General features: G+C 61.6%; 15 protein-coding genes and 1 pseudogene. 4 read left to right on the top strand and 12 right to left on the bottom strand.

Annotated features, from left to right (window positions below):
* Positions 1-176 precede the first annotated feature (176 nt).
* The 3 genes from betA to betI all read right to left on the bottom strand — a co-directional run bounded on the left by betA (position 177) and on the right by betI (position 4,234).
* Positions 177-1,880 carry a choline dehydrogenase gene (gene betA, locus K3819_RS26980; RefSeq protein WP_064599981.1) on the bottom strand — a complete coding sequence of 568 codons (1,704 nt, stop codon included), beginning with the start codon at positions 1,878-1,880 and terminating at the stop codon, positions 177-179.
* Positions 1,881-2,059: 179 nt separating this feature from the next.
* Positions 2,060-3,532, bottom strand: a complete 1,473-nt coding sequence (gene betB / locus K3819_RS26975) for a betaine-aldehyde dehydrogenase (RefSeq protein ID WP_064380209.1) — start codon at positions 3,530-3,532, stop codon at positions 2,060-2,062.
* 108 nt (positions 3,533-3,640) lie between these two features.
* The gene (gene betI, locus K3819_RS26970) at positions 3,641-4,234 is read right to left on the bottom strand and encodes a transcriptional regulator BetI (RefSeq protein WP_011336305.1); all 594 of its coding nucleotides are present in this window, start codon (positions 4,232-4,234) and stop codon (positions 3,641-3,643) included.
* Positions 4,235-4,717: 483 nt separating this feature from the next.
* Here betI and K3819_RS26965 point away from each other — a divergent pair, with 483 nt between their 5' ends.
* Positions 4,718-6,658 (top strand): BCCT family transporter, encoded by a 1,941-nt coding sequence (locus K3819_RS26965; RefSeq protein WP_223290698.1) that lies wholly within the window; start codon positions 4,718-4,720, stop codon positions 6,656-6,658.
* Between the two features lie 90 nt (positions 6,659-6,748).
* Here the strand turns inward: K3819_RS26965 and choV are convergent, their stop codons facing one another.
* From choV to K3819_RS26950, 3 genes are all read right to left on the bottom strand, one after another.
* Positions 6,749-7,927 carry a choline ABC transporter ATP-binding protein gene (gene choV / locus K3819_RS26960; protein ID WP_041063385.1) on the bottom strand — a complete coding sequence of 393 codons (1,179 nt, stop codon included), beginning with the start codon at positions 7,925-7,927 and terminating at the stop codon, positions 6,749-6,751.
* Entirely contained in the window at positions 7,924-8,769 is an 846-nt protein-coding gene (gene choW / locus K3819_RS26955) for a choline ABC transporter permease subunit (RefSeq protein WP_007959749.1), read from the bottom strand. The genes choV and choW overlap by 4 nt, the downstream gene beginning before the upstream one ends.
* A gap of 66 nt (positions 8,770-8,835) precedes the next feature.
* A complete protein-coding gene (locus K3819_RS26950; protein ID WP_085746647.1) occupies positions 8,836-9,783 on the bottom strand; it encodes a choline ABC transporter substrate-binding protein in 948 nt (315 codons plus the stop codon).
* A gap of 434 nt (positions 9,784-10,217) precedes the next feature.
* Here K3819_RS26950 and K3819_RS26945 point away from each other — a divergent pair, with 434 nt between their 5' ends.
* Positions 10,218-11,594 carry an L-serine ammonia-lyase gene (locus K3819_RS26945; RefSeq protein WP_007959754.1) on the top strand — a complete coding sequence of 459 codons (1,377 nt, stop codon included), beginning with the start codon at positions 10,218-10,220 and terminating at the stop codon, positions 11,592-11,594.
* 540 nt (positions 11,595-12,134) lie between these two features.
* Positions 12,135-13,238 carry a GlxA family transcriptional regulator gene (locus K3819_RS26940; RefSeq protein WP_011336300.1) on the top strand — a complete coding sequence of 368 codons (1,104 nt, stop codon included), beginning with the start codon at positions 12,135-12,137 and terminating at the stop codon, positions 13,236-13,238.
* A gap of 87 nt (positions 13,239-13,325) precedes the next feature.
* Here the strand turns inward: K3819_RS26940 and K3819_RS26935 are convergent, their stop codons facing one another.
* From K3819_RS26935 to choX, 6 genes and pseudogenes are all read right to left on the bottom strand, one after another.
* On the bottom strand, positions 13,326-13,589 hold the full coding sequence (locus K3819_RS26935) for a hypothetical protein (RefSeq protein WP_039767996.1): 264 nt from the start codon (positions 13,587-13,589) through the stop codon (positions 13,326-13,328).
* 401 nt (positions 13,590-13,990) lie between these two features.
* Complete coding sequence (locus K3819_RS26930; RefSeq protein ID WP_221398243.1) at positions 13,991-15,154, bottom strand: gamma-butyrobetaine dioxygenase; 1,164 nt, start codon at positions 15,152-15,154, stop codon at positions 13,991-13,993.
* Between the two features lie 24 nt (positions 15,155-15,178).
* Positions 15,179-15,655 (bottom strand): thioesterase family protein, encoded by a 477-nt coding sequence (locus K3819_RS26925; protein WP_221398242.1) that lies wholly within the window; start codon positions 15,653-15,655, stop codon positions 15,179-15,181.
* Between the two features lie 141 nt (positions 15,656-15,796).
* On the bottom strand, positions 15,797-16,762 hold the full coding sequence (locus K3819_RS26920; RefSeq protein ID WP_221398241.1) for an L-carnitine dehydrogenase: 966 nt from the start codon (positions 16,760-16,762) through the stop codon (positions 15,797-15,799).
* A gap of 143 nt (positions 16,763-16,905) precedes the next feature.
* A complete protein-coding gene (locus K3819_RS26915) occupies positions 16,906-17,793 on the bottom strand; it encodes a 3-keto-5-aminohexanoate cleavage protein (protein ID WP_011336296.1) in 888 nt (295 codons plus the stop codon).
* 75 nt (positions 17,794-17,868) lie between these two features.
* Positions 17,869-18,812 (bottom strand): annotated as a pseudogene (choX, locus tag K3819_RS26910) (choline ABC transporter substrate-binding protein).
* Positions 18,813-19,004: 192 nt separating this feature from the next.
* Here choX and K3819_RS26905 point away from each other — a divergent pair.
* On the top strand, positions 19,005-19,949 hold the full coding sequence (locus K3819_RS26905) for a GlxA family transcriptional regulator (RefSeq protein ID WP_011336294.1): 945 nt from the start codon (positions 19,005-19,007) through the stop codon (positions 19,947-19,949).
* The last annotated feature ends 50 nt before the right edge of the window (positions 19,950-19,999 follow it).

Below are 19,999 nucleotides of genomic sequence, written 5' to 3'. Positions count from 1 at the left end.
GAGGGGGGGTAGGGGGATTTACTGTGTAGCGGGGAGATTTGTGCTGAATGATAGGGCCTCATCGCTGGCAAGCCAGGCTCCCACAGGTTTTCTGTTGAACACAATATTTGTGAACGACGCAAAACCCTGTGGGAGCCTGGCTTGCCAGCGATTAGCCTTGATGCGGTGTAGCTGAATTACTGAGCAACAGCACTCACATCACGCATCGGCTTGCCTTTCACCGGCGCATCGCCAGCGACGTAGTACGGCGCCTTGCTGCGCGGCAGCGGCTGGCGGCCACGGATCTTGTCGGCGATTTTCTCGGCGATCATGATCGTCGGCGCGTTCAGGTTGCCGGTGGTGATGATCGGCATGATCGACGCATCGACCACACGCAGACCCTGCATGCCATGCACGCGGCCTTCGCCGTCCACTACCGCCATGTCGTCCGTGCCCATCTTGCACGAGCAGGACGGGTGGAACGCGGTTTCGGCGTGCTCGCGGATGAACTTGTCCAGCTGCTCATCGGTTTGCACTTCGATGCCCGGGCTGATTTCACGGCCACGGAACGCGTCCAGTGCAGGCTGTTGCATGATTTCACGGGTCAGGCGGATGCCGTCGCGGAATTCCTGCCAGTCCTGCTCGGTGGCCATGTAGTTGAACAGGATGCTCGGGTGCTGGCGCGGATCCTTGGATTTGACCTGGATGCGACCGCGGCTCGGCGAACGCATGGAACCCATGTGCGCCTGGAAGCCGTGCTCTTTCACACCGTTGCTGCCGTTGTAGTTAATCGCCACTGGCAGGAAGTGGTACTGGATGTTCGGCCACTCGAATTCCGGACGGGTGCGGATGAAACCGCCGGCTTCGAACTGGTTGCTGGCGCCAATGCCGGTGCCGTTGAACAGCCACTCGGCACCGATGGCCGGCTGGTTGTACCAGAGCAGCGACGGGTACAGCGAAACGGGTTGGGTGCAGGCGTATTGCAGGTACAGCTCGAGGTGATCCTGGAGGTTTTCGCCGACGCCCGGCAGATCGTGAACCACCGGGATGTCGAGGCTTTCCAGCAGTTTCGCCGGGCCGACGCCGGAGCGTTGCAGCAGTTGCGGCGAAGCGATCGCGCCGGAGCAGACGATGACTTCCTTGCGGGCGCGGGCTTCAACGCGCTCTTCAGCCGCGCCGACCAGGTAACGCACGCCAACGGCACGCTTGCCTTCGAACAGAACCTTGTCGGTGAGGGCGTGAGTGACGATGGTCAGGGTCGAACGCTTCTTGGCCACGTCCAGGTAACCACGGGCGGTGGAAGCACGACGGCCGTTCGGCGTCACGGTGCGGTCCATCGGGCCGAAGCCTTCCTGCTGGTAGCCGTTCAAGTCTTCGGTGCGCGGGTAACCGGCCTGCACGCCGGCTTCAACCATGGCGTGGAACAGCGGGTTGTTGCCCGCTTTCGGCGTGGTCACGCTGACCGGGCCGTCGCCACCGTGGTAGTCGTTCGGGCCGATGTCGCGGGTTTCCGCTTTGCGGAAATACGGCAGGCAATCGAGGTACGACCAGTCTTCCAGACCTGGCAGTTTGGCCCAGCCGTCGTAGTCCATTGCGTTGCCACGGATGTAGCACATGCCGTTGATCAGCGAGGAACCGCCGAGGCCCTTGCCGCGACCGCATTCCATCCGGCGGCCGTCCATGTGTGGCTCCGGATCGGTTTCGTAGGCCCAGTTGTAGCGACGACCTTGCAGCGGGAATGCCAGGGCTGCCGGCATCTGCGTGCGGAAGTCGAGACGGTAGTCCGGGCCGCCGGCTTCAAGCAGCAGGACGGTGACGCCTTCGTCTTCAGTCAGACGGGTCGCCAGGGTGTTACCGGCAGAGCCGGCACCGACGATGATGTAATCGAATTCTTGGGACATTGGATGCACCCTCTTTGAAGTTGGTCAGGTCAGGCCTGGGTGAGTGCTTTGCACTCGATTCGCGGGCAAGCCCGCTCCCACAGGGATCGGGTCTGCCACAGACTGGGTGGACGACATCCAACCTGTGGGAGCTGGCTTGCCAGCGAAGGCGGCCTCGCAGGCGATAGAGCGCTCGGGTCTTAGAACACCGAGACGTAATCGCCCAGCTCGACCTGTACCGATTTGATGCGAGTGAAGTTGTTCAGCGAGCTGATGCCGTTCTCACGGCCGACGCCCGACTGCTTGTAACCGCCAACCGGCATTTTTGCGTCGGACTCGCCCCAGGCGTTGATCCAGCAGATACCGGCTTCCAGTTGATGAATCACGCGGTGCGCGCGGTTCAGGTCGCGGGTGACGATGCCGGCGGCCAGGCCGAAGTCGGTGTCGTTGGCGCGGCGAATCACTTCTTCTTCGGTTTCGTAGCTCAGGATCGCCATCACCGGGCCGAAGATTTCTTCACGGACGATGGTCATGTCGTCGGTGCAGTCGGTGAACACGGTCGGGGCCACGAACGCGCCTTTGGCGAATTCGCCGTCGGTCAGACGCTCGCCGCCGCACAGGACGCGGGCGCCTTCTTCTTTACCCTTGGCGATGTAGCCCAGCACGCTTTCCATGTGCGGGAAGCTGACCAGCGGGCCGAAGTTGGTGTTTTCGTCTTCCGGGTTGCCAACGCGGATGCGCGCAACGCGCTCGACGATCTTGGCTTCGAAAGCGGCTTTCAGGTGGCTCGGCACGAACACGCGAGTGCCGTTGGTGCAGACCTGACCGGAGCTGTAGAAGTTGGCCATCATGGCGGTGTCGGCGGCGCGATCCAGGTCGGCGTCGTCGCAGATGATCAGCGGGGACTTGCCGCCCAGTTCCATGGTCACGTCTTTGAGCGACGAAGCCGAAGCGCTGGCCATGACCTTCTTGCCAGTGTCGGTGCCGCCGGTGAAGGAGATCTTCTCGATGCGCGGGTGCTCGGTCAGCCAGGTGCCGACTTCACGGCCGCTGCCGGTCAGCACGTTGAACACACCGTTCGGAACGCCGGCTTCGGTGTAGATCTCGGCCAGTTTCAGGGTGGTCAGCGAGGTGACTTCGCTTGGCTTGAAGATCATCGCGTTACCGGCCGCCAGGGCTGGCGCGGATTTCCACAGGGCGATCTGGATCGGGTAGTTCCATGCGCCGATACCGGCGACAACGCCCAGCGGCTCGCGACGGGTGTAGACGAAGGAAGTGTCACGCAGCGGGATCTGCTCGCCTTCGATGGCGGGTACCAGGCCTGCGTAGTATTCCAGCACGTCGGCGCCGGTGACGATGTCGACATACTTGGTTTCGGAGAAGGCTTTACCGGTGTCCAGGGTTTCCAGGGCTGCCAGTTCATCGTTGCGCTCGCGCAGGATGTCGACGGCGCGACGCAGGATGCGCGAACGCTCCATGGCGGTCATCGCGGCCCAGATTTTCTGGCCCTTTTCGGCGCTGACCACAGCGCGCTCGACGTCTTCCTTGGTCGCACGTTGCACCAGTGCGAGGACTTCACCGTTAGCCGGGTTGATGGCTTCGAAGGTGGCATCGCTGCCGGCGTCGGAGTACGCGCCATCGATGTAGAGTTTTTGCAGTTCGAAACGGGCCATAGTGTCCTCGCAAGTGCATTAGTGGTTGGCGTTGGTCACCGGGTGAGCCATATAGCTGTGGCATCGCGGGTCGGTGACAGTTCAGGGGCCGAGCGTTTTCTCTGTGCTCTAGCTCACCTGCTTGGCCAATTGGAAATCCATGTATTCGTAAGCGATCTGTTGCGCCTGCGCAGTGTCGAAAGCGTCTCCCGACAGCGCGCCGCGCAACCACAAGCCGTCGATCAGAGCTGCCAGTCCACGGGCGGCGGTGCGCGCATCTTCGAGCGGCAACACACGGCGGAACTCGCAGCACAGGTTGGAATACAGACGGTGATCGTTGATCCGCTGCAACCTGTGCAAAGACGGCTGGTGCATGCTGGTGGCCCAGAAGGCCAGCCAGGTTTTCATTGCCGGGCCATTGACCTGGCTGGCGTCGAAGTTGCCTTCGATGATCACCTGCAGATGCGCCCGGGGGCTGCTGTCTGCCAGCGCCTGACGGCGCGCGGTGACGTTCTCGCTGAGGACGCTCATCAGATACCGCATCGTGGCGGCAATCAGGCCGTTCTTGTCCTGAAAGTAATGACTGATGATGCCATTCGAGACACCGGCCAAACGGGCGATCAGCGCAATGCTGGCGTCCCCCATTCCGACCTGATCAACCGCCTGCAAAGTGGCTTCGATCAGTTGTTGGCGGCGGATGGGTTGCATACCGACCTTGGGCATCTTGCACATCTCCTTAGGCCTTCCGACGGGCGAATGACGCCTATCGGATTGAGGGCCAGTCTATTTTGTTTTGATTGAACGTTCAATCAACAAAGAATAAGATCTGCGACAAATCGTCGCTGCCTACAGAATTTTCTTACGTGTAAGTGGCGATAAAACCGACATCCGAAAAGGCTCGAAACCTGCGCGGGGCAAGGCGCGGTTCGACGTTCGATGGACGTGTTGAATGGGCAAGACGCTCAAGGCCAGGTTTCGGATGAACGTCCATGCCTCGGCCACGACGGCGATTCGCGGTGCCATCTCTGCAGGTTCGGGCTTTTTTCGGGGTGTCTTTATATCACCCGCCGGTCGGCTGCCAACTAACCGATTGGTCGGGTTCCGTGTTGCCTTGTGTTCTTCTCTCGCACTGCCTGGAGCATTTGTGCCATGAGTTCTGCCTCGCTTATAAAGACCCCGCCCGAGAAGGTGACGGTCAACGGTTGGGTGTTTTACACCTCTACCGCGCTGATTCTGTTGTTGACCGCCATTCTGATCATCGCCCCGCAAGAGGCCGGCAGAATGCTGGGAGTGGCTCAGGCCTGGTTGTCCCGCAGCTTCGGCTGGTACTACATGGTGGTGATCGCCGCTTACCTGGTATTTGTGGTGGGCCTGGCGTTTTCCTCGTACGGCAAACTCAAACTGGGCAGCAAGGACGACACCCCGGATTTCAGTTACGGCGCCTGGGCGGGGATGCTGTTCTCGTCGGGTATCGGTATTTCGCTGTTGTACTTTGGCGCCTCCGAGCCGCTGGATCACTACTTCAATCCGCCGGAAGGCGCGTCCGCTACCAACATGGCGGCACGTCAGGCTGTTCAGCTGACTTTCCTGCACTGGGGCCTGCACGGCTGGGCGATCTACGCACTGGTCGGTCTGGCCGTGGCCTATTTCGCTTACCGTCATAACCAGCCGCTGGCCCTGCGTTCGGCACTGTACCCGCTGGTGGGCGAGCGTTGGGTCAAGGGCGCTGCCGGTCATGCGGTAGACGGTTTCGGCATGTTCGTGACCCTGCTGGGTCTGGTGACCAACCTGGGGATCGGCTCGCTGCAAGTGTCTTCGGGTCTGGAAAACCTGTTCGGCATGGAACACAGCAACACCAACCTGCTGATCGTGATCATCGTGATGAGCACCGTGGCCACCATCGCCGCCGTGTCCGGTGTAGAAAACGGCATCCGTCGTCTGTCCAACCTCAACATCATCCTGTTCAGCGGCCTGCTGATTTTCGTCCTGCTGTTCGGCCCGACCCTGCACTTGCTCAACGGCTTCGTGCAGAACATCGGGGACTACCTTAACGGCGTGGTACTGAAGACTTTCGACCTGTACGTCTATGAAGGCGACAGCGAGAAGTCCGACCGCTGGCTGGGTCTGTGGACGCTGTTCTACTGGGCCTGGTGGATTTCCTGGGCCCCATTTGTCGGCATGTTCATCGCGCGTATTTCCCGTGGTCGTACCGTGCGTGAGCTGGTGGCGGGCGTGCTGCTGATTCCGCTGGGTTTCACCCTGGCGTGGCTGTCGATTTTCGGTAACTCGGCGCTGGATCTGGTAATGAACCAGGGCGCGGTGGAACTCGGCAAGACGGCGCTGGAACAGCCGTCCATGGCGATCTATCAGTTGCTGGAACACTACCCGGCGTCGAAAGTCGTGATCGGCGTGTCGATCTTCGTTGGTTTCGTGCTGTTCCTGACCCCGGCGGACTCCGGCGCGGTGATGATGGCGAACCTGTCCTGCAAGGGCGGCAACGTCGACGAAGACGCTCCGCACTGGCTGCGAATCTTCTGGTCGGTCGTGATCACCCTGGTGACCATCGGCCTGCTGTTCGCCGGTAACTTCGAAGCCATGCAGACCATGGTGGTGCTGGCCGGTCTGCCGTTCTCGGTGGTGCTGGTGTGCTTCATGTTCGGCCTGCACAAGGCGATGCGCCAGGACATGCAGATCGAACAGGAGCAGGCGCAACTGGCTGAACGCGGTCGTCGTGGTTTCAGCGAGCGCCTGACCCAGCTGGACCTGCAACCGAGTCAGTCGGTGGTGCAGCGCTTCATGGACAAACACGTCAGCCCGGCGCTGGAAGATGCCGCGGCGCAAATGCGTGCACAGGGTCTGGAAGTGCAGACGCTGCTGGGCAAGTCCAAGCGCTGCATGGGCGTGCGGGTCGAGATGGAAGAGGGCAACCCTTTTGTCTACGAAGTGAGCCTGGACGGCTACCTGGCCACCCCGAGCGAGTCGGTTCAGTCCGATGAAGCGCGCCAGCGTTTCTACCGCGCCGAGGTGTACCTGCACAACGGCAGCCAGGACTACGACCTGATGGGCTTCACACAGGATCAGATCACACGCGATGTGCTCGATCAGTTTGAAAGCCATCGGCAGCTCCTTGGCCGGGTTTATAGCTGAGTTGTGAAGTGATCAATCCCACGCGATGCGTGGGATTGATGAAAACAAAAACGCCGCGATCCTCTCGCGGCGTTTTTGTGTCTGCTCTCTTTATCCCAGGTTCTTGCCGAGCAGCGCGTGATACAGCTCGCTGTCCCCAAGAATCCCCACCACATGGTTGTTGTCGTGCAGCACCAGTTTGTTGCCGGTCTGGTAACGGATCTGCAAGGCGTCGCGCATGCCGATGTTCGAGTCCACCAGCGTCGGCTTGCGCTCCAGGCCTTCCACGGCTTGCCCCGGTGCCCAGTTCTGCAGGTTCAGCACCGAACCGTTCTGCCGCGCTCCCTTGATGGTGTTGCCTTCGGCCAGATCCAGCCACGAATCGCCGCCCGGATCCAGGCATACCGAACCGTTGATGCGTTTGCAGTTGTCCAGGGTGCGCATCAGGCTGCGACCGCACAGCACGTTCAGCGGGTTGGTGTGGGCGACGAAGGTGCGCACGTAATCGTCCGCAGGATTGAGCACGATCTCTTCCGGCACGCTGTACTGGATGATCCGGCCGTCCTTCATGATCGCGATGCGGCTACCGAGTTTCAGCGCTTCGTCGAGATCGTGGCTCACGAATACGATGGTCTTGCTCAGCTTGCGTTGCAGTTCCAGCAGTTCATCCTGCAGGCCCTGACGGATCAACGGGTCGAGGGCCGAGAACGGCTCGTCCATTAGCAGAATGTCGGCGTCCATCGCCAGCGCGCGGGCCAGGCCGACACGCTGCTGCATGCCGCCGGACAGCTCGTCGGGCTTCTTGTTGCGCCATTGGGTCAGGCCCACCAGTTCGAGTTTGTCATCGACCAGTTTGCGCCGTTCCTTCTCCGGGCGGCCCTGCATTTCCAGACCGAAACTGATGTTCTCGCGCACCGTCAGCCAGGGCATCAGGGCGAATTTCTGGAACACCATGGCGATGCGTTTGGTGCGCATCATTTTCAGCTCGGCCGGGGTGCAGGAGGCGATGTCGATCTGCTTGCCCTCGTGTTCGACGAACAGCTTGCCGCGGCTCACGGTGTTGAGGCCGTTGATGCAGCGCAACAGGCTCGACTTGCCGGAACCGGACAGGCCCATCAGCACGCAGATCTCGCCTTTGTTGATGTCCAGGCTGGCCTTTTCAACGCCGACGATCTGCCCGGTCTTTTTCAGGATCTCACTGCGGGTCAGGCCCTGATCGAGAAGTTTCAGTGCTTCGCGCGGATCCTTGGTGAAGATCACGTCAACGTTATCGAAGCGAATTATGCTCATGCGTCACCCCCTACTTTGGCGTCGGGTTGTTTGCAGATACGGTCGAGCATGATCGCCAGCAGTACGATCGCCAGGCCCGCTTCGAAGCCCAGGGCGATATCAGCAGTGTTCAGTGCGTTGACCACCGGTTTGCCGAGTCCGTCGGCGCCCACCAGTGCCGCGATCACCACCATCGACAGCGACAGCATGATGCACTGGGTGATGCCGGCCGCGATGCTCGGCATGGCGTGAGGCAGTTCGATCCGTGAAAGCAGTTGGCGACGCGAGCAGCCGAAGGCCTTGCCGGCGTCCATCAGTTCTTGCGGGACATCGCGGATGCCCAGGTAGGTCAGGCGGATCGGCGCGGCGATGGCGAACACCACCGTCGAGATCAGGCCCGGCACCACGCCCAGCCCGAAGAGGGTCAGGGTAGGAATGAGGTAAACGAAGGTCGGTACGGTCTGCATCAGATCGAGTACCGGCCTCATCAAAGTGTAGAACATCGGTTTGTGCGCGGCGACGATGCCCAGCGGCACGCCGATGACCACGCAGACCAGGGTCGCGAACATGACCTGGGCGAGGGTTTCCATGGTTTCCTGCCAGTACCCCAGGTTGAGGATCAGCAGGAAGGAGGCGACCACGAACGCGGTCAGGCCCCATTTGCGTTGAATGAAGTGGGCCAGCAGGGCGATGAGGCCGATCAGCACCAGCGGGTTGAACCAGGTCAGCGCAAACGTCACGCCGTGGATCATCGTTTCCAGTGTCACGGCGATTGCGTCGAAGGTGTTGGCGCCGTGTTGCGTCAACCATTCAACGAAGCCCGCGATGTACTGGCCTAAAGGGATTTTCTGATCAATCAGCATGGTAGTGAACGTCCGCATGCAAGGAAATAAACAGCCCGGACGGCGTGAGCCGTCCGGCATAAGCGATTACTGGGCAATCTTGGCTTTCACGGCCTCCAGGCCAGGTTTACCGTCAATGGTGGTCACGCCAGCGAGCCAGGTATCGAGCACCTGTGGATTCTTTTTCAGCCAGGCCTTGGCGGCCGCGTCAGGCTTCATCTTGTCGTCCAGGATGTTGCCCATCAGTTCGCTTTCCATGTCGACGGTGAACTCCAGGTTTTTCAGCAGTTGGCCAACGTTGCTGCATTCCTCGGCGTAGCCCTTGCGGGTGTTGGTCGCCACGGTGGCGGCGCCGAAATCCGGGCCGAAGAAGTCATCGCCGCCGGTCAGGTACTGAATCTTGAAGCGCTTGTTCATCGGGTGCGGCGCCCAGCCGAGGAACACCACGGCGGTGTCGCGTTTCTGTGCGCGGTCGACCTGCGACAGCATGCCCGCCTCGCTGGATTCGACGACCTTGAAGCCGGCGTCTTTCAGGCCGAAGGCGTTCTTGTCGATCATGCTCTGGATCAGACGGTTGCCGTCGTTGCCCGGCTCGATCCCGTAGATCTTGCCGTCGAGTTCCTTCTTGAATTTGGCGATGTCGGCGAAGTCGTGCAGGCCCTTGTCATACAAAGCCTGGGGAACGGCGAGGGTGTACTTGGCGCCCTTGAGGTTGGTGCGCACGGTTTCCACGGTGCCGGCGTCGCGGTAGGCCTTGATGTCGTTTTCCATGGTCGGCATCCAGTTGCCGAGGAACACGTCCATGTTCTTGCCGTCGGCCAGCGACTTGTAGGTCACGGGTACGGAGATCATGGTGGTCTTGGTCTTGTAGCCGAGGGCCTGAAGCACGACGGAGGTGGTGGCGGTGGTTGCGGTGATGTCGGTCCAGCCGACATCGGAGAAGTTCACGGTACTGCACTGCGCCGGTTCTGCGGCTTGAGCCAGTAACGGCAGACTCAGCATGGCGGCCAACAACAACGACGGGGAACCTTTCATGAATGGACTCCTTGGTGTTTTTTTTGGCAGTGTTCCGATTGGACCACCGCACTTATGGGTTGCGGTTGGATGGCGTTCTGGAGACAGCTCTACCGCAGCGCCTTGCAATCGAGTCGATACGATCATGTACCAGTGAAAATCTGACGCCTACAGGGTGCGTCGTATCCAGTACAGGGATGGTCGCATCCAGTGTCAGTGACGTCGTTTACAGCTTTTTTCTGCCCTTTCTGGCCATCTGAACCGCATAAAAACGGCGAAAACACGGGCTGAAACCGGCACGGCGTTAGTGGGCATGAGTGCGTCGGTGTCAGACGCCGAGCGACCGGGGAAAAGCCCGATGATGCGGGCATTCCGGCGGATCGCAGCTTGAGCGTAGCAGCTCCGCCAGCGGGCGCTTCACGCCCCGGACCGGCACTTTCAGGAGCTCTGCAGCAATGGCTATCAGCGTTTTCGACCTGTTCAAAATCGGCATTGGCCCTTCCAGTTCCCACACCGTCGGGCCCATGCGCGCCGCCGCCCTGTTCGTCGAGTCATTGCGCGACAAACATTTGCTGGAGCAGGTGCGTCGCATCGAGGTGCAGCTGTTCGGTTCGCTGTCGGCCACCGGTGTCGGTCACGGCAGCGACAACGCGGTGATCATGGGCCTGATGGGCGAGTGGCCGGACGCGATCGACCCGTCGCAGATCGGCCCGCGGATCCAGGCCTTGCGTGAAACCCATACGCTGTTGCTCGACGGTCGTTTGTCGGTGCCCTTTATATGGGGCCGGGACATGCGCCTGATCGACGAGAACCTGCCGTTCCATCCCAACGCCATGACCCTGGTTGCCGAAGGCGATCACGGCGAGTTGCATCGCGACACCTACTATTCGGTCGGCGGCGGTTTTGTGGTGGACGAGGCGCAGGCCTCCAGCGGCGTGGTGGATCTGGATCGCACCGAGTTGCCTTACGACTTTTCCAGCGCGGTGGAGCTGCTGGAGCTGTGCAAGACCCATAACCTGCGCGTGGCCGAATTGATGATGGCCAACGAGAAGGTCTGGCGCAGCGAAGAAGAAATCCGCGCCGGCCTGATGAAGCTCTGGCGGGCGATGCAGGATTGCGTCGAGCAGGGCCTCAAGCACGAAGGCATCCTGCCGGGCGGCCTCAACGTGCGCCGCCGCGCGGCGAAGTTGCACCGCAGCCTTCAGGAACTGAACAAGCCCAACGTGATCGGCTCGACCCTCAGCGCGATGGAGTGGGTCAACCTGTTCGCCCTGGCGGTGAACGAGGAAAACGCCGCCGGCGGGCGCATGGTCACGGCACCCACCAACGGCGCGGCGGGGATCATTCCGGCGGTGTTGCACTACTTCATGAAATTCAGCGAGGCGGTGACCGACGCCAACGTGGTCGACTACTTCCTCGGGGCGGCGGCGGTGGGGATTCTGTGCAAGAAGAACGCCTCGATCTCCGGTGCTGAAGTGGGTTGCCAGGGAGAGGTTGGATCGGCCTGTGCGATGGCGGCGGCAGGGCTGGCGGAAATTCTCGGCGCAAGTCCGGAGCAATTGTGCAACGCGGCGGAAATCGGACTGGAACACAACCTGGGTCTGACCTGCGATCCGGTGGGCGGCCTGGTGCAAGTGCCGTGCATCGAGCGCAATGCGATTGCGGCGGTGAAGGCGATCAATGCCGCGCAGATGGCCTTGCGCGGGGACGGTCAGCACTTCATCTCGCTGGACCGGGTGATCCGGACCATGCGCGATACTGGCGCGGATATGCATGACAAATATAAAGAGACTTCGCGAGGCGGGTTGGCGGTCAGCGCGGTTGAATGTTGAGTCAGTAAATCCGAGGTGTGGCCTTCGCGAGCAAGCCCGCTCCCACATTCGATCGCATTCCGGCAGAGGAACCCGCTCAATTGTGGGAGCTGGCTTGCCAGCGATGAGGCCGGACCAGTCAAAACTGCGCACCAAGTGAGCACCGGATATCAAACGCGCCACCTTTTGGCGCGTCGCTATCGGATAAGAGTCTTTCCTGCCTCCAGCGCCTGATTCGCAGGCGCTACCGTCCGTCACCCGTGCCTGCGGTGACACTGTAGGACAATCGCGCGCAGGCCAGTTCCCACAAGTGCTACCGATTTGCTCACACGCTCCGGGGCAGGGCTTCCGCGGCCGCTGATGGCACTTCGAATTACCCTCCGGCGGAGCGCTTGTATAGACGCGTCGCGACGTCGTTTTCAGGAGTTATTGAACAGCCATTCAATTTTAGGCATGGCAATTGCTCTGTCATAACAAAGCCCGTCTCACGCAAGAGAACGATGGCAATAACAAGAGCCTCCGCCTGAGGCCATCACCCGCTTTGTGTGAGGAGATACCGCGATGACGTCGTTCAACTCCGGGGCTCAACCCCAGAACCGTGCGCCTCAATCCATCGGCTTTCTGCTGCTGGACAATTTCACGCTGATTTCCCTGGCTTCCGCAGTCGAACCGCTGCGCATGGCCAACCAGTTGTCCGGTCGCGAGCTGTATCGCTGGACCACCCTCACCGTCGACGGCGGCCAGGTCTGGGCCAGTGACGGTCTGCAGATCACCCCCGACGCTTCCATGCACAAAGCCCCGGCCCTCGACACCGTCATCGTGTGCGGCGGGATCGGCATTCAACGCACCGTTACCCGTGAACACGTGTCGTGGCTGCAAAGCCAGGCGCGCCAGTCCCGCCGCCTCGGTGCCGTGTGCACCGGCAGTTGGGCCCTGGCTTGCGCCGGCCTGCTCGACGGTTTCGATTGCAGCGTGCACTGGGAATGTCTGGCGGCGATGCAGGAAGCTTTCCCGCGCGTTGCGATGAGCACCCGTCTGTTCACCCTCGACCGCAACCGTTTCACCAGCTCCGGCGGCACCGCGCCGCTGGACATGATGCTGCACCTGATCAGCCGCGATCACGGTCGTGAACTGTCAGCCGCGATCTCCGAGATGTTCGTCTACGAGCGCATCCGCAACGAGCAGGATCACCAGCGTGTGCCGCTCAAGCACATGCTCGGCACCAACCAGCCGAAACTGCAGGAAATCGTTGCGCTGATGGAAGCCAACCTGGAAGAGCCGATCGACCTCGACGAACTGGCGGTGTACGTCGCCGTGTCCCGTCGCCAGCTCGAGCGCCTGTTCCAGAAATACCTGCACTGCTCGCCGTCGCGCTACTACCTCAAGCTGCGCCTGATCCGCGCGCGGCAACTGCTCAAGCAGACGCCGATGTCGATCATCGAAGTGGCGTCGGTCTGCGGGTTTGTGTCGACGCCGCACTTCTCCAAGTGCTATCGCGAGTACTTCGGCATTCCGCCGCGTGACGAGCGCGTCGGCTCCAACACCACCCAGCAGGTGGCGATGATGCCGCTGCCGCAGGCCATTGTGATGTCGCCGCTGTCCGGGCCAATGTCGGCGCTGAGCCAGGCACGCAACGAATCCACATTCGCCAGTGTAAGGCTGTAGACCGGGTCATCGTTTTTCGCGAGCAGGCTCGCTCCCACACAGGAATGCATTCCAATGTGGGAGCGAGCCTGCTCGCGAATGAATTTTTCAGGCGCTATGGGTTTGCTGGTATTGCGCCAATGCCGGCAACAATTGTTTGTCGATGGCCTGACGCACTGCAGGCTGGATGCTGGCGCCGCTGGTGTACATGTCCTTGACCATCTTGCGCAGTTCAAAGGCGCGAACGTTATCCAGACCGCGCACCGCATACTCACAGGCCTGCTCGGCAGTTGAACCGCTCGGCACTTGAAAACCCAACGACTTGAGTTGGCCCAACAGGTCTTCCTGATCGATCAAATCGGCATACATCATGACGCGAATCCTTCTTCGGCAACGGAGGTCGTGGCTCGATTCTGGTAGGCCTGCCCAGGCACGGCAAGGGCGATTTGTCGCAGTGGCCGCGACGGCTATGAACAGGTCGTTTTCGGCTAACTCGCCGTCAAGGGGAGTGGGCACACTGGCCTCAGCTCGCTTCACGAAGGTTTGGTCACCCTCGCCACGGCAGCTCCTCAACAGTACCCTCGCCCCGATCCTGTCACGGCTTGTATCGGGGATTTTTTTGCCTGCGAATCCGGGAGAGGTGTGTTGCCGGATCTGACGCTTTCGTCGGAACGCCGCCCGGAGCAAGCCCGCTCCCACAGGTGACCGCGCTCATTCATGGGAACGCGGTGAAATGTGGGAGCGGGCTTGCTCGCGAATAAGGCTGACGCGGTCTAGCGTTGCAACACCAGAATCCGCGACAGCAACTCATCCCGATCGATGTAGCAGCCCTGAAAATGCCGGGCCCCGGTGGTCGGGTCGAACGCATTGCGCGCGTGCAAAGCGCGGCGGTTGTCGAAGCACCACAACTCGCCCGGATTGAGCCGCTGCATTACCCGAAAGCGTGGCTCGCGGGTCATGGCGATGAAGCGCCGATAAGCGCGATACAGCAGGGGCATCTGCTCCACGGACGTGTCGAACGCGCCGCGCAGGAAGTTGGCCATGCGGATTTCCGCGACCCGGCCCAACGCATCCAGGGCGATGATCGGTGCGAGGCAGCGATAGTCGCTGTGGCGGTCCTTGTTGCGAAACTCCACCGGGATCTCGCACAGCGCCTGAAACGACGCGGGGTCTTCCTGGCGCAACGCTTCGGCAATCGCAAAACCGTCGACGAAAATGCTCTCGCCACCCTCGGCGTCGTTCACCAGGCAATGCAGAAACTGCAGGCCCGGTTGCAGCTCGCGGGTCGGCAGGTCGGTGTGCAATGGCAGGTTGAAAGCGGTGTAGGCATTACTGTCGGCGTCGGCCTTGGACTGCACGTTGAACAGCACGCCGAAATTGCTCTCGCGGATGAACGAAATACGCTGGGCGATCAGCTTCAGCGAACCGGGTTCGGTGCGTACGCCGCGCACCTGGGTCAGGCCGATGTCGCGTACCGCCAGCAACCATTGCAGCAGTGCGGCGTTGTCGTTCATCAGCGCCGCATAGTCGAACACCGGCAACTGCAAATCACTGCGCCACAGGAAGGGTTTCGGCCTGGAGGCGAGGCGTTCGGTGCGCGATTCATCATCGTAGGCGTGGGCGCGCAACCAGCCGGCATCAAAGCGGCTGAGGTGGCCGTCCTGCCAGTCGATACGCAGGCAGCCATCGGTGTCGATGTGCAGCGCGGATGGCGTCAGGTCGGGAGCCGCATCGATGATCTCGAACACCTGCTCGCGGGTGACGCTGTAGACGCAGTGCGGACACGGGCAATTGTCCCGCAGCCACACGTGGTGGAACGGGCTGACGCGCCCGTCAGCCCATTCGATCAGGACGCGATCCGCCAGGGTCTGCACGCCGTTCAGCGCGCTGATCAACGGATAAGTACGGAAATCGGCAACTGCGGCGGCGGTTTGCATGGTGGCTCCTTGCGATGGATGAGTTTACCGGGCTGGGGGCAGGGCGATGATCCGGCCGATGTAAGCCGGGGCGGGCAGGTCGGCCTGCTCGGCGAAGATGGCTTGCAGACGGCCCAGGGTGTCCGGGGTAAACGGCGCGGAACGCGGCCCGGCGAGGTCGACGTGCAGCAGCATCTGTTCGTTGCCGGCCAGCTCCTTGTCACCGCCGGCCAGGTGCAGGCTGTGATAGAGGTGCAGGCGTTTCTGGTCGTGACCGATGATCTGCGTGCGCACTTCGACTTCGGCATCGAGCTTCACTTCGTGCAGGTAATTGAGGTGCAGTTCGAGGGTGAACAGCGAGTGACCGCTGGCTTCGCGGTTGTTGCTGTCCATGCCGAGGCGATCCATCAGGGCGTCGGTGGCGTAGCTGAAGATCAGCAGATAAAAGGCGTCGCGCAGGTGGCCGTTGTAGTCGACCCAGTCGGGGATGATGCGGGTTTGGTAGGTGGTGAGGGTGGGCATGTTTATCTCCAGATACGATCGTTCCCACGCTCTGCGTGGGAACGCCTCCTGTGACGCTCTGCGTCACGCTTCTGGGACGCAGAGCGTCCCGGGCTGCATTCCCACGCAGACGGTTCGACGCCTCGACGTGGGAGCGATCGGTTACTCGCTGAAACTCATCCCATGCTTCTCTTTGGTGGTCTTCACCGCCTCAAGCACCGCCAGCAGGCAATCATCACGATAGCGCTCCAGTGCCGAAATACTGTGCCGGCCCAGTTGATCGCTGGTGCCGTCCACCACATCGTCGATCAACTTGTCGGTCAGCTCCGGCGCCGGCAGGTATGTCCACGGCAACTGCAACGCCGGGCCGAACTGCGACATGAAGTGGCGCATACCGGCATCGCCCCCGGCCAGGGTGTAAGTCAAAAACGTACCCATGAACGACCAGCGCAGACCCGCGCCAAAACGGATCGCGTCGTCGATTTCACCGGTGGTTGCCACCCCGTCGTTGACCAGATGCAGCGCCTCGCGCCACAGCGCTTCGAGCAGGCGGTCGGCGATGAAGCCCGGGACTTCCTTGCGCACATGCAGCGGGCGCATGCCGAGGGATTCGTAGACTTTCATCGCGGCCTGCACGGCTTCCGGCGCGGTGTTTTTGCCACCGACGACTTCCACCAGCGGCAGCAGGTAAACCGGGTTGAACGGGTGACCGACCACGCAGCGTTCCGGGTGGATCGAGCTCTCGTAGAACTCGCTTGGCAACAGGCCGGAAGTGCTGGAACCGATCAACGCATTCGGCTTGGCCACCGCGCTGATTTTGCTGTGCAGATCCAGTTTCAGTTCGAGGCGTTCCGGGGCGCTTTCCTGGATGAAGTCCGCATCGCGCACGCACTCTTCAATGGTCGCCACAAAGCGCAGGCGATCCTGCGAAGCGCCCGGCGCCAGACCGTTTTTCTCTAGCGCGCCCCAGGCATTGGCCACGCGTTTGCGCAGCGCCGCTTCGGCACCCGGCGCCGGGTCCCAGGCCACCACGTCGAGGCCGTGGGCGAGGGCGCGGGCGACCCAGCCGCTGCCGATGACGCCGCTGCCCAGTGCTGCGAAGGTTTTGATTTCGGTGATAAAGCTCATGGTGATTTCCTAGGAAAATTCGGTGATTCCCTGTGGGAGCGGGCTTGCTCGCGAATGCGGCGGCACTGCTGATGAAGATGCTTCGGATGTACCAGCCTCTTCGCGAGCAAGCCTGCTCCCACAGGGTCAGAGGTGAATTCGAATCAGCCGCGCTGGGTCAGGCCCATCTTCTTGCGACCTTCAGCCGGGGTCAGCACACGTGCGCCGAGGCGGCTGAGGATCTCGCTGGCACGTTCGACCAGTTGGCCGTTGGTCGCCAGCACGCCTTTGTCCAGCCACAGGTTGTCTTCCAGGCCGACCCGCACGTTGCCGCCGAGCAGTACCGCTTGCGCCGCCATCGGCATCTGCATCCGGCCGATGCCGAACCCGGCCCACACCGCGTCGGCGGGCAGGTTGTCGACCATGGCTTTCATGGTGGTGGTGTCGGCCGGCGCGCCCCACGGGATGCCCAGGCACAGCTGGAACAGCGGGTTGTCGAGCAGACCTTCCTTGATCATCTGTTTGGCGAACCACAGGTGGCCAGTGTCGAAAATCTCCAGCTCCGCCTTCACGCCCAGCTCGGTGATGCGTTTGGCGCCAGCCCGCAGTTGGGCCGGGGTCGAGACGTAAATGGTGTCGCCGTCGCCGAAGTTCAGGGTGCCGCAATCCAGGGTGCAGATTTCCGGCAGCAGTTCTTCGACGTGGGCCAGACGGGTCAGCGGGCCGACCAGATCGGTGTTCGGGCCGAACTCCATCGGGTTCTCGCCGGGGCCGATTTCCAGGTCACCGCCCATGCCGGCGGTGAGGTTGACGATGATGTCGACGTCGGCTTCGCGGATGCGCTCCATGACTTCGCGGTACAGCGCCACGTCACGGCTGAACTTGCCGGTCTGCGGGTCACGGACGTGGCAGTGCACGACCGTGGCGCCGGCTTTGGCCGCTTCTACTGCGGCAGCGGCGATCTGTTTCGGGGTGACCGGCACGTGTGGGCTTTTGGCGGTCGTGTCGCCAGCACCGGTGAGTGCGCAGGTGATGATGACGTCGTGATTCATGGTGCGTTTTCCTTCAGGCGTGATGGGTCTGTTCGCAGCCCGTGGCGGGCTGCGAAGTGGTTCATTCGTTGCGGTTTATTTGCTGGTGAGCTGGAGGTTTTCAGCCGCCGGTTTGCCATCGAAAGTGGTAACGCCTTCGAGCCAGCGCTGTTTGTCCTGCGGGTGATCCTTGAGCCACTGCCTGGCTGATTCGAAAGCGTCCTTGTGATCGAGCAGCGGCTGCATCATCCGGCTCTCGTCTTCGGCGGTGAACGTCAGGTTGCTCAGCAGGCGGCTGACGTTCGGGCATTGTTCGGCGTATTTCGGCGCGGTGACGGTCCACACGGTGGCCATGCCTTCGTTCGGGCCGAGGGCGTCGTCGCTGCGGTCAGATAGGTCATCTGCACGTTGACGTTCATCGGGTGCGGCGCCCATCCGAAGAACACCACGGCTTCCTTGCGGCGCACGGCGCGATCGACGGCGGCGAGCATGCCGGCCTCGCTCGACTCCACGAGCTGGAACTTGCCGAGGCCGAACTGGTTCTTGGCGATCATCGCCTTGATCTGGGTGTTGGCGCCCGAGCCAGGCTCGATGCCGTAGATCTTGCCGCCCAGCTCTTTCTCGAACTTGGCGATGTCGGCGAAGGTTTTCAGGCCCTTGTCCGCCAGATAGGTCGGCACGGCGAGGGTGGCGCGGGCGTCCTTGAGGCTCGGCGCTTCAAGCACCTTGACCTGGTTGGCCTCGACGAACGGGGTGATGGTCTGGGTCATCAACGGGTTCCAGTAGCCGAGGAACAGATCCAGACGCTGGTCGCGGATGCCGGCGAAGACGATCTGCTGGGAGGCGCTGGTCTGTTTGGTGCTGTAGCCGAGGCCGTCGAGCAGAACCTGGGCCATGGCGCTGGTGGCGATCACGTCGGTCCAGTTCACCACGCCCATGCGCACGTTCTGACACGATGCGGAATCGGCCGCCATGACACTGGCGCTTAAAAACGCGGTACCGCTGAGTGCAAGAACACAGCTGCTGATCAGTCGTTTCATGTCGGGTTCCTCGGCAGGTCGTTATTGTGGGTTCCGGCATCTGTGCGCCGGTGATGCTCAAATTACGCAGCAATGCCCCTGTAAAAACGCACTGCGGCGACCAGCTCTTGCACTGCAGCGACCTGTGCTCTTGAATGCCGCCGACAACTGGCGTATCAACGTTGCACGCTACCCGCTGACCGAGTGCGCGCCATGTCCCAGGATTTCTACTTTCTGTTGATGCCGGGTTTTTCCGCCATCGGTTTCATCTCTGCGATCGAACCGCTGCGGGTGGCCAACCGCTTTCGCGGCGAGCTGTACCGCTGGCACGTGTTGAGCGCCGATGGCGGGGCGGTGCTGGCGAGCAACGGGATGTCGGTCAACGCCGATGCGGCGCTGGAGCCGCTGAAGAAAGGGGCGACGCTGCTGGTGGTCGCCGGTTTTGAACCGCTGAAGTTCGCCACCCCGGCGCTGGAGCACTGGCTGCGACGGCTGGACAACGAAGGCGTGACCCTCGGCGCCATCGACACCGGCAGCTTCGTCCTTGCCGAGGCGGGCCTGCTCGATGGTCATCGCCTGACTCTGCACTGGGAGGCCATCGACGCCTTCAAGGAATCTTATCCACAGCTCAGCGTCACCCAGGAGCTGTTCGAGATCGACCGTCGGCGCATCACGTCGGCCGGCGGCACCGCGTCCATCGACCTGATGCTCGACCTGATCGCCCAGGCCCACGGCCCGCAACTGGCGATCCAGGTCAGCGAGCAGTTTGTATTGGGGCGGATTCGTCCGCGCAAGGACCACCAGCGCATGGAAGTCGCCACGCGCTATGGCATCAGCAACAAGAAACTGGTGCATGTAATCGGCGAGATGGAACAGCACAGCGAACCGCCGCTGACCACTTTGGAACTGGCGGAATCGATCAAGGTGACGCGGCGGCAACTGGAGCGCCTGTTTCGCCTGCACCTGAACGACACGCCGAGCAATTTCTATCTGCGCTTGAGACTGGAAAAGGCCCGACAGCTGCTGCGCCAGACCGACATGAGCGTGCTGGAAGTCAGCATCGCCTGCGGGTTTGAATCCCCGTCGTATTTCACCCGCAGCTACCGGGCGAAGTTTGCACGGTGTCCGCGGGAGGATCGGCGACGGGAGGCCGTTTGACGGACGATTATAGTTAATTATACTTTCAGGTATAAATTACAGTCGTTTGA

This window comes from Pseudomonas sp. 3-2 (genome assembly GCF_019710535.1).
GTDB classification, from domain to species: domain Bacteria; phylum Pseudomonadota; class Gammaproteobacteria; order Pseudomonadales; family Pseudomonadaceae; genus Aquipseudomonas; species Aquipseudomonas pharyngis.
The sequence above is the reverse complement of the archived record's forward strand: the minus strand, read 5'-3'. Positions and strand labels throughout refer to the sequence as shown.

What these genes read in the sequence shown, in the direction of transcription:
- betA (WP_064599981.1), bottom strand. Translation starts at nt 1,880, where the DNA reads ATGTCCCAAGAATTCGATTACATCATCGTCGGTGCCGGCTCTGCCGGT.
- betB (WP_064380209.1), bottom strand. Translation starts at nt 3,532, where the DNA reads ATGGCCCGTTTCGAACTGCAAAAACTCTACATCGATGGCGCGTACTCC.
- betI (WP_011336305.1), bottom strand. Translation starts at nt 4,234, where the DNA reads ATGCCCAAGGTCGGTATGCAACCCATCCGCCGCCAACAACTGATCGAA.
- choV (WP_041063385.1), bottom strand. Translation starts at nt 7,927, where the DNA reads ATGAGCATAATTCGCTTCGATAACGTTGACGTGATCTTCACCAAGGAT.
- choW (WP_007959749.1), bottom strand. Translation starts at nt 8,769, where the DNA reads ATGCTGATTGATCAGAAAATCCCTTTAGGCCAGTACATCGCGGGCTTC.
- K3819_RS26950 (WP_085746647.1), bottom strand. Translation starts at nt 9,783, where the DNA reads ATGAAAGGTTCCCCGTCGTTGTTGTTGGCCGCCATGCTGAGTCTGCCG.
- K3819_RS26945 (WP_007959754.1), top strand. Translation starts at nt 10,218, where the DNA reads ATGGCTATCAGCGTTTTCGACCTGTTCAAAATCGGCATTGGCCCTTCC.
- K3819_RS26940 (WP_011336300.1), top strand. Translation starts at nt 12,135, where the DNA reads ATGACGTCGTTCAACTCCGGGGCTCAACCCCAGAACCGTGCGCCTCAA.
- K3819_RS26935 (WP_039767996.1), bottom strand. Translation starts at nt 13,589, where the DNA reads ATGATGTATGCCGATTTGATCGATCAGGAAGACCTGTTGGGCCAACTC.
- K3819_RS26930 (WP_221398243.1), bottom strand. Translation starts at nt 15,154, where the DNA reads ATGCAAACCGCCGCCGCAGTTGCCGATTTCCGTACTTATCCGTTGATC.
- K3819_RS26925 (WP_221398242.1), bottom strand. Translation starts at nt 15,655, where the DNA reads ATGCCCACCCTCACCACCTACCAAACCCGCATCATCCCCGACTGGGTC.
- K3819_RS26920 (WP_221398241.1), bottom strand. Translation starts at nt 16,762, where the DNA reads ATGAGCTTTATCACCGAAATCAAAACCTTCGCAGCACTGGGCAGCGGC.
- K3819_RS26915 (WP_011336296.1), bottom strand. Translation starts at nt 17,793, where the DNA reads ATGAATCACGACGTCATCATCACCTGCGCACTCACCGGTGCTGGCGAC.
- K3819_RS26905 (WP_011336294.1), top strand. Translation starts at nt 19,005, where the DNA reads ATGTCCCAGGATTTCTACTTTCTGTTGATGCCGGGTTTTTCCGCCATC.